At 72.8% G+C, this 12,394-nt stretch carries 12 protein-coding genes; 5 read left to right on the forward strand and 7 right to left on the reverse strand.

Features of this window, described 5'->3' with window-relative positions:
• Positions 1-83: 83 nt before the first annotated feature.
• The gene (def, locus tag ALMP_RS08505; protein WP_264925647.1) at positions 84-710 is read left to right on the forward strand and encodes a peptide deformylase; all 627 of its coding nucleotides are present in this window, start codon (positions 84-86) and stop codon (positions 708-710) included.
• 16 nt (positions 711-726) lie between these two features.
• On the opposite strand, the gene ALMP_RS08510 is transcribed toward def, so the two are convergent.
• Positions 727-2,013: a geranylgeranyl reductase family protein gene (locus ALMP_RS08510; protein ID WP_264925661.1), complete on the reverse strand. Its 1,287-nt coding sequence runs from the start codon at positions 2,011-2,013 to the stop codon at positions 727-729.
• 107 nt (positions 2,014-2,120) lie between these two features.
• On the opposite strand from ALMP_RS08510, the gene ALMP_RS08515 reads away from it, so the two are divergent.
• Entirely contained in the window at positions 2,121-2,663 is a 543-nt protein-coding gene (locus ALMP_RS08515) for a GNAT family N-acetyltransferase (protein ID WP_264925648.1), read from the forward strand.
• A gap of 119 nt (positions 2,664-2,782) precedes the next feature.
• Positions 2,783-3,097 (forward strand): PASTA domain-containing protein, encoded by a 315-nt coding sequence (locus tag ALMP_RS08520; RefSeq protein WP_264925649.1) that lies wholly within the window; start codon positions 2,783-2,785, stop codon positions 3,095-3,097.
• Positions 3,098-3,145: 48 nt separating this feature from the next.
• Here the strand turns inward: ALMP_RS08520 and ALMP_RS08525 are convergent, their stop codons facing one another.
• From ALMP_RS08525 to ALMP_RS08545, 5 genes are all read right to left on the reverse strand, one after another.
• The gene (locus ALMP_RS08525) at positions 3,146-3,841 is read right to left on the reverse strand and encodes a demethylmenaquinone methyltransferase (RefSeq protein WP_264925650.1); all 696 of its coding nucleotides are present in this window, start codon (positions 3,839-3,841) and stop codon (positions 3,146-3,148) included.
• Between the two features lie 136 nt (positions 3,842-3,977).
• Positions 3,978-4,583, reverse strand: a complete 606-nt coding sequence (locus tag ALMP_RS08530; RefSeq protein ID WP_264925651.1) for a hypothetical protein — start codon at positions 4,581-4,583, stop codon at positions 3,978-3,980.
• A gap of 5 nt (positions 4,584-4,588) precedes the next feature.
• Entirely contained in the window at positions 4,589-5,788 is a 1,200-nt protein-coding gene (gene mqnC / locus ALMP_RS08535; RefSeq protein ID WP_264925652.1) for a cyclic dehypoxanthinyl futalosine synthase, read from the reverse strand.
• A gap of 90 nt (positions 5,789-5,878) precedes the next feature.
• Entirely contained in the window at positions 5,879-6,637 is a 759-nt protein-coding gene (locus ALMP_RS08540; RefSeq protein WP_264925662.1) for an A24 family peptidase, read from the reverse strand.
• Between the two features lie 118 nt (positions 6,638-6,755).
• Positions 6,756-8,240, reverse strand: a complete 1,485-nt coding sequence (locus ALMP_RS08545) for an alpha/beta hydrolase (RefSeq protein WP_264925653.1) — start codon at positions 8,238-8,240, stop codon at positions 6,756-6,758.
• Positions 8,241-8,613: 373 nt separating this feature from the next.
• Here ALMP_RS08545 and ALMP_RS08550 point away from each other — a divergent pair, with 373 nt between their 5' ends.
• Positions 8,614-9,537, forward strand: coding sequence for a hypothetical protein (locus tag ALMP_RS08550; protein ID WP_264925654.1), 924 nt, complete (start codon positions 8,614-8,616; stop codon positions 9,535-9,537).
• Positions 9,534-11,582 carry a hypothetical protein gene (locus ALMP_RS08555; RefSeq protein WP_264925655.1) on the forward strand — a complete coding sequence of 683 codons (2,049 nt, stop codon included), beginning with the start codon at positions 9,534-9,536 and terminating at the stop codon, positions 11,580-11,582. The genes ALMP_RS08550 and ALMP_RS08555 overlap by 4 nt, the downstream gene beginning before the upstream one ends.
• Here the strand turns inward: ALMP_RS08555 and ALMP_RS08560 are convergent.
• Positions 11,575-12,129, reverse strand: a complete 555-nt coding sequence (locus tag ALMP_RS08560; RefSeq protein WP_375803459.1) for a hypothetical protein — start codon at positions 12,127-12,129, stop codon at positions 11,575-11,577. The two genes, ALMP_RS08555 and ALMP_RS08560, sit on opposite strands and share 8 nt — an antisense overlap.
• Positions 12,130-12,394: the final 265 nt, after the last annotated feature.

Below are 12,394 nucleotides of genomic sequence, written 5' to 3' on the forward strand. Positions count from 1 at the left end.
GCGGCCCTTCGGCCTCTCCTGGCATGCTCGGGTCGGGCCGGCGGAACGTCCGTCGGCCGTCCATGAGCTGAAGGAGGGACGACATGCCGAGCGTGTTCGTCCAGGGAAAGCCCGTCGCGTCCTGTCCCCCGCTCGCGCCCGAGGCCCGGCGCGGGTCGGTGCGGCGGATCACCGAGGTCGGTGAGGACGTCCTGCACAAGCCGTGCCGGGACGTGACGGAGTTCGGGCCCGATCTCGCCGCGCTGATCGACGACATGTTCCTGACCATGTACGTCGCGGAGGGAGCCGGCCTCGCCGCCAACCAGGTCGGTGTGGATCTGCGGCTGTTCGTGTACGACTGCCCGGACGACAACGGTGTCCGACATGTCGGACACATCGTCAATCCGGTGCTGGAGCCGCTCGACTCCGCGCGTCGGCGGCTGATCGAGGAGGGCGAAGGCTGCCTCTCCGTGCCGGGTGCGGTGATGGAGGTGCCGCGGCCGGACCGGGCCGTGGTGCGCGGGTTCGACAAGGAGGGCCGCCCGCTCGTCGTCGAGGGCACCGGCTACTTCGCGCGCTGCCTGGAGCACGAGACGGACCATCTGAACGGCCACGTCTATCTGGAGCGGCTCTCCCGGCGGGACCGCAAGGACGCGCTGCGGCAGATGACGGACCGGCGCGAGGAGGTCTTCGCACGCCGGGCCGCCAAACAGAAGGCGCTCTCGTCCTGAGCCGAGTGGCTGACCGTCAGGCCTTCGGTGCCACCTTGCTCAGGCCGTTGATGATGCGGTCCATCGCGTCGCCGCCCGTCGGGTCGGTGAGGTTGGCGAGCATCTTCAGGGTGAACTTCATCAGCAGGGGGTGCGTCAGACCGCGCTGGGTCGCGATCTTCATGACCTTCGGGTTGCCGATGAGCTTCACGAAGGCGCGGCCCAGCGTGTAGTAGCCGCCGTAGGTGTCCTTGAGGATCCGCGGGTAGCGCTGGAGGGCCAGTTCGCGCTGGCCCGGGGTGGCGCGGGCGTGGGCCTGGACGATGACGTCGGCGGCGATCTGGCCGGACTCCATGGCGTAGGCGATGCCCTCGCCGTTGAACGGGTTCACCAGGCCGCCGGCGTCGCCGACCAGCAGCAGGCCCTTGGTGTAGTGGGGCTGGCGGTTGAAGGCCATGGGCAGGGCGGCGCCACGGATCGGGCCCGTCATGTTGTCGGGGGTGTAGCCCCAGTCCTCCGGCATGGAGGCGCACCAGGCCTTGAGGACCTCGCGCCAGTCCAGTTCCTTGAAGGACGCGGAGGTGTTGAGGACGCCCAGGCCGACATTGGACGTGCCGTCGCCCATGCCGAAGATCCAGCCGTAGCCCGGCAGGAGACGGTCCTCGCCCGGTCCGCGCCGGTCCCACAGCTCCAGCCAGGACTCCAGGTAGTCGTCGTCGTGGCGCGGGGAGGTGAAGTAGGTGCGCACCGCGACGCCCATCGGGCGGTCCTCGCGGCGGTGCAGGCCCATCGCCAGGGAGAGGCGGGTGGAGTTGCCGTCGGCCGCGACCACGAGCGGGGCGTGGAAGGTGACCTCGCGCTTGTCGTCACCGAGTTTGGCGTGCACTCCGGTGATACGGCCGGTGCGGTCGTCGACGATCGGGGCGCCGACGTTGCAGCGCTCGTAGAGACGGGCGCCCGCCTTCTGCGCCTGGCGGGCGAGCTGCTCGTCGAAGTCGTCGCGCTTGCGGACGAGGCCGTAGTCGGGGAAGGAGGCGAGATCCGGCCAGTCCAGCTGGAGCCGCACACCGCCGCCGATGATGCGCAGGCCCTTGTTGCGCAGCCAGCCGGCCTCCTCGGAGATGTCGATGCCCATGGCGACGAGCTGTTTCACGGCGCGCGGAGTGAGACCGTCGCCGCAGACCTTCTCGCGCGGGAACTCGGTCTTTTCGAGCAGGAGCACGTCGAGTCCGGCCTTGGCGAGGTGGTACGCGGTCGTGGAGCCGGCCGGCCCCGCGCCGACGACGATCACATCGGCGGTGTTTTCGGAGAGGGGCTCAGTCACGACGGTCACGGCGGGATCTCCCCAAGTTCGGAATCTGCGTGCCGGCCGGCACTGGACATGGGCAGTCTATTCAGCAGAGTTGATCACCCGGCTGAAGGGCTGCCCCCGTGGACCGAGACCTCCGCGTTCTCCGCGTTCTCCGAGTTCCCCCGGTAGTACGGCTGCGTGTCCCCACGGACGAGGACGCGGTCGCCTGGCACCAGGTCTTCGCCCACCCGGACGTCATGGAGTTCCACGGCGGCCGGCCCGCGGAACTGTCGGTCTACGAGGAGCTCACCGCCCGCCAGCGCAGACACGACGCCGAGCGCGGCTTCTGTCTGTGGACCATGCTCGACGAGTCCGGGAAGGTCATCGGCTTCACCGGCGCCCAGCCCTGGGAGCGGGAGTGGGGTCCCACGGGCGAGATAGAGATCGGCTGGCGGCTCGGGCGGGAGCACTGGGGCCAGGGGTATGCCACGGCGGCCGCGCGGGAGACGCTGGAGCGGGTGCGGGAGGCGGGGGTGGCGGACGTGGTGGCGATGGTCGACGCGCGCAACGCCCGCTCGATCGCGGTCGCCCGGCGGCTCGGGATGCGGCGGGCGGAGGTGCTCACGACGCCCTCCGGGCGGGAGGCGCACTGCTATCGGCTCGATCTCGACCAGATCGCGTGACTCTCTGTAGTCGACTGTCACAGAAAGACATCGAGCGCTTCCGGACGACACCCCGGGCGGTTACCCTTCCAGTACCGCTGGGGGTGACATCTGTGCTCATACAGCCCAAAACACCCGAAGTGCGCGTGCCGAGACTCGTCGGCCTGATGGCGATGGACGCGCGCGAAACGGCCACGGCACGAGGAGTGCTGCTGGCCGCACCCGACCGGCCCGACTTCCACCACACCGTCGTCGACTACGTCGTACGGCAGTACCCGCCGCCCGGTGCCGAAGTACCGCGTGGCGCGGTCGTCACCGTGTGGTTCGACTTCGCCGAGGGCGAGGGCGGCGGAGGATCGGGCGTGCGCGAGCCGCGACTGCCGAGACCCGGCGGGGGCGGACTGCGGCGCGAGCTGGACCGGCCGGGGGACGCCGTCGAGACGGTCGGCAGGTGAACCGCACCCGACGGGTACCCGGGCCGGGCGCTCAGCTCTCCGCGACGCTCAGCTCTCTTTGAAGCCCCGGTGCAGGGTGACCACGCCGCCGGTCAGGTTGCGCCAGGCGACCTTGGACCAGCCCGCCTTGCGCAGATGCGCGGCCAGCGCGGGCTGGTCGGGCCAGGCGCGGATGGACTCGGCGAGATAGACGTACGCGTCGGGGTTGGAGGACACCGCGCGTGCGACCGGCGGCAGGGCGCGCATCAGGTACTCGGTGTAGACGGTGCGGAAGGGCGCCCAGGTCGGGTGCGAGAACTCGCAGATCACGACCCGTCCGCCGGGCCGCGTCACCCGGTGCATCTCGCGCAGCGCGGCGTCGAAGTCCTGGACGTTGCGCAGGCCGAAGGAGATCGTGACGGCGTCGAAGGTGTCGTCCTTGAACGGCAGCCGCGTCGCGTCGCCCGCCGTGAACGGCAGCCAGCCGTGCTTCCTCTTCCCGACCTGGAGCATGCCGAGGGAGAAGTCGCAGGGGACGACATAGGCGCCGGTGGCGGCGAAGGGGAGGGACGAGGTGGCGGTGCCGGCCGCCAGGTCCAGGACCTTCTGCGCGGGGCGGGCGTCGACGGCCCGGGCGACCTCCTTGCGCCACCTCCGGTCCTGGCCGAGCGAGAGGACGTCGTTCGTCAGGTCGTACCGTTCCGCCACGTCGTCGAACATCGAAGCGACTTCGTGCGGCTGCTTGTTCAGGGAAGCGCGGGTCACCCGCCCATTGTGGCAGGGCCACCGGACGGGTCACGGCAGCAGCCTCGGCTTCTTCCGCGCCGCCACGTCCTCCACCCACCCGGACAGCAGCACGCACACCACGATCAACAGCCGGCCGACCCCGGACGTTCTCCGGCTAGCGGCGCCGGTAGGACAGGCGTCCGTCGACGATCGTCGCCACACAGGTCGTCGCGCCGCGTTCGGCGAGGGCGGCCTCGTCGGGGACGTCGAAGAAGGCGAACCGGGCGGCGGAGCCGGCCTCCCTCGGCTCGGCGAACGACACCGGCCAACCGGAGGCGTACGGGTCGAGCGAGGGCGTTCCGTCGGGGCGCCCGAGCCGGCCCATCGTGCCGAGGCCGGAGCGGCGTACGGCGTCGCGGACCGCGCGGTTGCGGAGTTCCTCGCAGGCCGCCGTGACCGTGCCGTGGGCGAGCATGCGCTGGACGGCGCGGCGGGCGCTCGCGCCCCAGCGGGCGTCGTCCATGTCCAGGGCGGCCAGCGCGTCCCCGAACAGCGGCTCGGTGCCCAGCTCGTCGGCCTCGCGCGGGTCCGGGTGGTAGGCCTCTTCCAGCAGCTCGGTGCCGTGGATGTTGACGAGGCCGGGGGTCAGGATGCCGGGCCACCGGCGCACCCGGGCCTGGGGATGGGTGGCGGCGAGCTCGTCCAGGGGGCCCGCCGCGGCGACCCAGGCGCCCTTCACGACGAGCGCCCGGCCCTTGGAGTCCGCGTGGATCGTCAGCATGCGGGCTAGTTGGAGGCGAGGATCTTCAGCTCGGGGTGGGCCGTGCCGCCCGCGATCGCCGTCGAGGAGATGTGGGAGGCCACGCGGTCGTCGACGGGGTCGTTCGCCGGGTCGTCGTGGACCACCAGGTGCTCGTAGGTCGTGGAGCGCTGGGCCGGGACGCGGTCCGCCTTGCGGATCAGGTCGATGATCTCCAGGCGGTTGGAGCGGTGCTTGGCTCCGGCCGAGGAGACGACGTTCTCCTCCAGCATGATCGAGCCGAGGTCGTCCGCGCCGTAGTGCAGGGAGAGCTGACCGATCTCCTTGCCGGTGGTCAGCCAGGAGCCCTGGATGTGGCGGACGTTGTCGAGGAAGAGGCGGGCGATGGCGATCATCCGCAGGTACTCGAAGAGCGTGGCCTGCGTACGGCCCTTCAGGTGGTTGTTCTCGGGCTGGTAGGTGTACGGGATGAACGCCCGGAAGCCGCCCGTGCGGTCCTGGACGTCACGGATCATCCGAAGGTGCTCGATGCGCTCGGCGTTGGTCTCGCCGGTGCCCATCAGCATCGTCGACGTCGACTCGACGCCGAGGTTGTGGGCGGTCTCCATGATCTCCAGCCAGCGCTCGCCGGACTCCTTCAGCGGAGCGATCGCCTTGCGCGGGCGGGCGGGCAGCAGCTCGGCGCCGGCGCCCGCGAAGGAGTCGAGACCGGCGGCGTGGATGCGCTGGATCGCCTCCTCCACGCCGACCTTGGAGATCCGCGCCATGTGCTCGACCTCGCTCGCCCCCAGGCTGTGGATGACGAGCTGCGGGAACCGCTCCTTGATGGCGGAGAAGTGCTTCTCGTAGTACTCCACGCCGTAGTCCGGGTGGTGTCCGCCCTGGAACATGATCTGGGTGCCGCCCAGCTCCACGGTCTCCGCGCACCGGCGCAGGATGTCGTCCAGGTCGCGCGTCCAGCCCTTGGCCTGGTCCTTGGGGGCCGCGTAGAAGGCGCAGAACTTGCACGCCGTGACACACACGTTCGTGTAGTTGATGTTCCGCTCGATGATGTACGTCGCGATGTGCTCGGTCCCGGCGTACAGCCGGCGGCGTACGGCGTCGGCGGCGGCGCCCAGGGCGTGCAACGGGGCGTCACGGTAGAGGTCGAGTGCCTCCTCCGGGGTGATCCGCCCGCCTGCGGCGGCACGGTCGAGCACAGACTGGAGGTCGGCCTTCTCGGTCACCGGAGCGTCCCTTTCGTCAAGGGTTGTGGATCGTCAGGGGTTGACGGACGGACCGAACCAGCCTACGCCAGCCCCTTCCGGACCAGGACCTCAGGCCGTGTACGCGCCGATCAGCAGCCCGAGGAACGCCCCCGCGATCAGGAACGGCCCGAACGCGATGCCGGTACGCCGTCCGGCGCGGCCAGCGACGACGAGCGCGCCCCCGTACAGCGCGCCGAGCAGGAACCCGGCGAACGTCCCCAGCATCACGGTGGGCCAGCCGTACCAGCCGAGGACGGCACCCGCGCCCAGCGCCAGCTTCACGTCGCCGAAGCCCATGCCCGCCGGGTTGACGAGGTGCAGCACGAGGTAGCCGACACCGAGGGCGAGGCAGCCCAGCAGGGCCGTCGTCCAGGTCCCGGCGTGCTCGGGCAGCAGCGCGGCCAGGCCCAGCAGGGCCAGGGCACCGGCGGCGAGCGGCAGGGTGAGCGGGTCGGGCAGCCGCCGCACCCGCAGGTCGACGGCCGCGAGCAGCACCCCGACCGGCGCGAGCAGCAGCCAGACGGCGAGTTCGGGCCGGGTGCCGGTGGCGAGGGCGAGGGTGGCGCAGACGAGGGCGGTGAGCGCGGGCAGCAGGGGGGTGGCCGGACCGTACGGCGCGGCGCAGGCCGGGCAGCGGGCGCGGCCGAGCCAGCCGCGCAGGGGGTGCCCGCTCGGGCAGCTCCCCCGCCACCCCGGGCCCTCACCGGCCGCCCCCTCGGCCCCCTCGGCCGTCTGCGCTGTCTCCGCCGCCTGCGCCCGCTCCGCCCCCTCGTCTTCGTCCGGCACCGCGAACCGGTACGCGGCCCGGGGCAGCAGCGCTCCCGCCATCGCACCCCACACGGCGGCGACGGCGACCGGCAGCACGTCACTCGACAGGACCGGGTTCGACAAGACCGGGGTCGAGAGGACCGGATTCGACAGGATGGTGTTCATGGGTCCGTCGAGCCTACGGCTCCTCCGCCGCCGCGCAACTGGCGCCCTTTCTCGGTGTGTTCAGTTCCGTGAGGTAGGTGTCCACGGCGTCGCGGGTGCAGTCGGTGCGGTCGTAGACCCGGTGGCCCGCGCCCTCGTACGGGAGCAGCACGGTGGTGTCGCGGGTCTGGCGGTGGATGCGGGCCGCCCAGGAGAAGTGGTTCGCCGGATCGTGCCGGGAGTGCAGCATGAGGATGGTGGGGGCCTCGGTGACGCGGAGCCGGTGCTGCGGGTTGTTCACCTCGTCGGGCCGGCCGACGCAGCCGGCCACGGCGAGGTGGACCCTGGGCGCGCCGCGCATGTGCGGTGCGGCTCGTAGTTCGGCGGCGGTCAGGCGGGCGTACTCCCGGTAGTTCTTCGGGCGGATGTTCCAGTCCTGGCAGAAGACGGCGTGGAACGGCCGGACCTCCGTCTCCTCCGCCGCGACCCCACTCGGCAGGACCGAGGACGCCGGCGTGCCCGACGCGGCTCTCTGTGCGTCCAGTCCCGCCACGTACTTGGCCACCCTGTCCCAGTCCGGGCCGTAGAACGCCTTGAACGCGTACAGGGAGATGTCGTGCGCGGTGAGAAGACGGCCGGGTTTCTCCGGATCCCGTATCTCCCCGCGGTCCGCCTTGGCGAGCACTCCGTCCCAGACGGCGGTGACGTCCCTGCCGTGCAGGGCGCAGGAGGGGGTGCGGTCGCACCACCGTACGAACTGGTGGAACGAGTCCTCCGCGGAGGCCGCCGAGGAGACGAGGAACTGCCGGGCGCCGAGGCTGTGGTCGACGTTCGCCGTGAGGGCCATGGCGCGGATGCGGTCGCCGTAGAGCTCCGCGTACTGCTGGCCGATCAGGGTGCCGTAGGAGTGCCCGAAGTAGTTGATCTTCTCCTCGCCGAGTGCCCTGCGCAGGGCGTCCATGTCGTGGACGACGTTGCGGGTGTCCGCGTGGTCGAAGATCGGGCCGGTGCGGCGCCGGCAGTCCTCGCTCAGCTCGCGGTTGTAGGCGGCCAGCCGCTCGAACTCCGCCTGGTCGCGGGGGTACGGCGACGGCTCCCGGGCCAGCAGCTCCTTCGAGCAGGTCACCGGCCGGCTGGCACCGACCCCGCGAGGGTCGAAGCCGACGATGTCGAACCGCTCCAGGATGTCCGCGCTGAACTGGCTCCTGGCCCGCGCTATCGCGAAGTTCACGCCGGAGTCGCCCGGCCCGCCCGGGTTGACCAGCAGCACGCCGACCCTGCGCGCCGGATCGGCCGCCGCGAGCCGGGCCACCGCGAGGTCGAACGTCTCCCCCGACGGGCGCGACCGGTCCACGGGCAGCCGGAGGGTCCCGCACTCCGCGGAGGCGTCCTGAGCACACGGTTTCCAGTCGATGGTGCGGCGCGTCGGGGCGTCGCCCGCCGAGCCCGGCGGTGACGCCCCGACGAGTAACCCGGCGGCGAGCGCCACGGTGGTGAGCGCCTTGAGGAGCGGCTGCATGAAGTCCCTTCCACGATCGGCTTCCGAGACCGGCCCGCAAAAACGGCTACCGAGACCGGCTTTCGAGACCGGCCCCGCAAGCCCGGCCGCCAGACCGGTCCGCAAGATCGAGCACGGCCCCGCGTCGAACCTGACAGGCCGTCCGGGCGTGCCACAACCGCCGCGTACGGGAATCAGGGAAGGCACAGGGACGACACCGGAGGACGGTCAGGGTCACCTCCGGGGTGTCACTCAGGGGCTCCCGGAGCACGAAAACTCCACAGTTCACTCACTCGGACCCTGCGAGGCCTCGAAAAGCGCCATGCCATGATCCCCAAGTGGCCGAAGAGGGCCCGACGCAGGAAGGTCCGACGGGGAACGGGGAGGGATCGAGTTGGCGCTGCTTCCGGTGAGCAGGGCGACGTTGGAGTCCGACGCGCGGGTGCTGGCGGCGGTGCGGACCATCGGCGCCCGCCACGGCGTGGACTACACGGACGACGCGGCGGTGGGCGAGCTGCTCGCGGAGCGCCGGGCGGCGGTGGAGGCGACCCAGCGCGGCTGGCCCGCCTGGGTGGGCGGTCTCGCCCTGACGGCGGGGATCATCTGGCCGTTCGCGGTGCACATGGTGCCTTCCCTCGCCGCCGAACTCCCCGTCTCCTACGCGCCCGCCGGCCCGCTCCTGGTGATCGCCGTCGCCGCCCTCACCACCCTGCGCCAGCGCTGGAAGCGCGAACTGACGCACCGCACGCTCGTCGGCTACCGCGAGGTCCTCGGCGTGGCCCGCGCGCACGGCCTGCCCGTGACGCACATCCCGGCCTGGCTGGAGGGCAAGTCGTACGGCGGTACCGGGAAGGGAGCGGTGCCGGTGCCGACGTCCCCGCCCGTGACGACGGCCGCCCCGGCGCCCGCCATGACCACCGCCACCTCCGCCCCCACTTCCACCCCCACCTCCGCCCCGGCCCCCGCCCAGGTCCCCCTGCCCCCGAAGCCCCAAGCCGTCGAAGCGTACGAGCGGATGGCCGACGCGGGCGGCTGGCACGACGAGGTCGGCTGGCTGCTGCTGTTCGCCGGCGCGATCGGCGCGGGCTACGCCTGGCGCGAGGAGCAGCCCGCCGGCCTCGCCGCCCTCCTCCTCATCCCGCTCGCGTTCGGGATCTGGCTGGCCGGCCACCGTCAGGGCAAGGAGAAGCGCCGCCTGCGCGGTGAGGCACTCGCCTACGTCCACGCCGTCACCCACGCCCAGGCCTCCGGCGCCCCCGCACCGGAACTCTCGCCCGTGCTGCGCCGGTTGCTCGACGAGGAGCGGGGCACCGCGTGAGCCACAGGCCCGCACACCCCATACGCACGCTCCTCGCCCCCCTCCTCCCCCTCTTCCTCACCCTCGCCGCCCTCCTCGCCGCCGCCCCCGCCCAGGCCCAGCCCCGAAGCGACGTGGCCGAGCAGGCCGCCCGCCTCGCCGAGCGGCTGCGCGAGAACCCCGTGTACATCACCGACCAGCTGCCCCGCGCGGTGCCCCGTTCCACCGCCCCCGAGTTCGCGGCGCTCGCCCGGCGGACCGGGGTGCCGACGTATGTGATGGTGCTGCCGGGGTCGAGCGGCGGCGACGACAGAGAGCTGCTCGCGGCCGTGCACGACCGGCTGAAGCGGGACGGGCTGTACGTGATCGTGGACGACGTGTCGGTGCGGGAGGCCACGGCCTTCGGGGTGCGCGCGCCCGCCGAGGACGCGCTGACGGTCGCGACGTACGAACTGCCCTACGACGCGGGTCCGTTGCGGAGCATGGAACGGTTCGCGGAGGTCGTCGCGCAGGGTTCCGCGAAGGCCGCCGAGCGGGCGGAGGCGGCCCGCGCGCGGTACGGCGGTGACGACGATCCGCCGGCGATGTACATCGGGCCCTCCGACCGGGAGAACCAGTCCTTCGTCACGGGCATCGCGCTGACCGCCGTACCGCTGTCGCTGCTGGGGGTCGCCTGGTACGTGCGGCGGTGGCGGCGGGGTCTGCCGCTCACCGTGCGGGTGGCGACACGATCGGGCGGCGGGTGGTATCTCGCTCCGGCGCTCGCCGTCGTCTCCGCCGGCGCGATCGCCCTCACCGCCACGCTCCTCTTCGACCAGACCCGGTCGAGCGCCGCGCCCGCGCCGACCGCCGCCGACCTGTCCGCGCGCGTGGAGCGGGTGGCGGCCGGACTGGCGAAGGACCCGGTGTACCAGGACCCGGAGAGCCCGCGCATGCTGGACGACGCCCGGGCGAAGTCGCTGCGCGAGCGCGTCCGTGCCTTCGCCGGTTCGGCCGGCGGCGGGCCCGTGTACATCGCCCTCGTCCCGCAGACCAGCGAGGACGAGTCGGCCGGCGACTCGGACCTGTTCGCCGCGTCGGTGCGGGAGCGGCTCGGCAAGAACGGGGTGTACGTCGTCGTGGACCCGGGCAGCGGCTTCATCGACGTGTACAACCACGGCCTCCGGCTGGACGGCGACCGCCTCGCCTACGACCTGCCGGAGTCCATCGCGTACGGCGACGACGCGGCCGACGAGGCCGATGACCACCTGCTGGGCGAGCGGCTCGACCGGCTCATGACGTACCTGGACGACTCCCCGCGCACCGCCGAGCCGGAGACGCCCTCCGCGCCCGCTCCCGCGCCGGACCCGGTCGCGGAGACCACCCTGCGCCCGCTCTTCTCCGGCGACTTCCTGCCCGGCCTGCTGCTGGGCGCCCTCGGCGCGGGCGCGCTCCTCGCGCTCGTCGCGGGCGGCCTCGGGATCGCCGGGGCGGTCCTGCGGCGGCGCCACCCGGAGCCGCTGCCGACCGAACTGCTGCCGTACACGGCGCCCAGCGAGCCGTCGATGACCTATCTGCATCTGGTCGCGCGCAGCGAACTGGTCACGCTCACCCGGCAGCTGACGGCTCAGCGGGTGGACGTGGCGGCCGCCGGTCCCCGGCTGCGGGAGTACCTCGACGCCGCGCTGCTGCTCGTCGACGGCGACGTCGGCCGGCTGGACGATCCGGCCACCGCGCCGCAGGACCCGGCGGCCCTCGTGGCGGTCACCGTCCTCGCCCGGGCCGGCCGTGCCGTGCTCGCGGGGCAGGCCGACGACACGTGCTGCGCCGTGAATCCGCTGCACGGCCCGGCGGTCGGCCGGCACCACGTCCGGGTCACGGCGGAGGGCCCGCACCGGCGGATGCTGCCGGTGTGCGCGGAGTGCAAGGACATCGCCGTGGGCGAGCCGCGGACCGTCCCGACGCTGCTGCTGCGGCTGCCGGGGCAGACGGTGCCGTACTACGAGGGCGAGGGGCCCCTGTCCGCCGTCCCGCAGGGGATCGCGCGGCTGGCCGCCGCGGTGCTGTCCGAGCGGGCGGCTACGTGACCTTCGCCATGCGGGCCACCGGGTTGCCCTCCGCCGGGCTGTCCGAGGAGTAGGTGAGGTCGTCGCCGGTCGGGGTGAGCCGGATCGTGTGGGGCTTGGGGTTGCAGCCCGCGTGGTTGGTCTCGGCGCCGACGGACGTGGCGACGACCTCCTTCGCCGTGACCTGCTTCAGGGTGAGGATGTCGAGGCAGACCCCGCCGAGCAGGTCGGTCTGGCGCATGCGGCCCAGTTCCTGGCCGACGGCGGCCTGCCGGACCGTCAGCCGGAAGGTGCCCATGGGCAGTTTGCCGTCGAGTCCGCTGCCGGGCCCTTCCCAGGTGCCGAGGTAGCGGGCGGGCAGTACGGTCCCGGTGGCCTGGGGGGACGACGTCGCGGAGGGCACCTCCCCGGCGGCGTCGTTCCCGGCGTCCTTCTCCCCGGGCAGCAGCCCGAACAGGGACACCGACCCCACGGTCACCGCCGCCATGGCCCCGGCGACCGCCAGCGCGACGGTGCAGCTCAGCCGCCGCCCACGCCCGCCCTCCCCCGGCGTCGCGGCGGCCGCCACGGTGACGGAGACCCGCCCGGGCCGCTCACCCCCGTCCCGGGGCGCGGGAACGGCGTCGACAGGAGGCGCGGAAGGCGCGGGAGAAACCGGAGAGGCCAAAGGCACGGCAGTCCCCGCGACCGGCACCGACCCGCTGACCGGCGAAGACCCCACCACAGGCGAAGTCCCCGCGCCCGGGGAAGACCCCACAACCGGCACGGACCCGCTGACGGGCGCAGCCCCCGCCACAGGCGGAGGCCCGACCTCCAGCGGAGCCCCGCTCACC

Source organism: Streptomyces sp. A012304 (assembly GCF_026008495.1).
GTDB lineage: Bacteria > Actinomycetota > Actinomycetes > Streptomycetales > Streptomycetaceae > Streptomyces.

Excerpts from the sequence above, each read along its gene's own strand:
- def (WP_264925647.1), top strand. The coding sequence starts at position 84 with ATGCCGAGCGTGTTCGTCCAGGGAAAGCCCGTCGCGTCCTGTCCCCCG.
- ALMP_RS08540 (WP_264925662.1), bottom strand. The coding sequence starts at position 6,637 with ATGGCGGGAGCGCTGCTGCCCCGGGCCGCGTACCGGTTCGCGGTGCCG.
- ALMP_RS08530 (WP_264925651.1), bottom strand. The coding sequence starts at position 4,583 with ATGCTGACGATCCACGCGGACTCCAAGGGCCGGGCGCTCGTCGTGAAG.
- ALMP_RS08545 (WP_264925653.1), bottom strand. The coding sequence starts at position 8,240 with ATGCAGCCGCTCCTCAAGGCGCTCACCACCGTGGCGCTCGCCGCCGGG.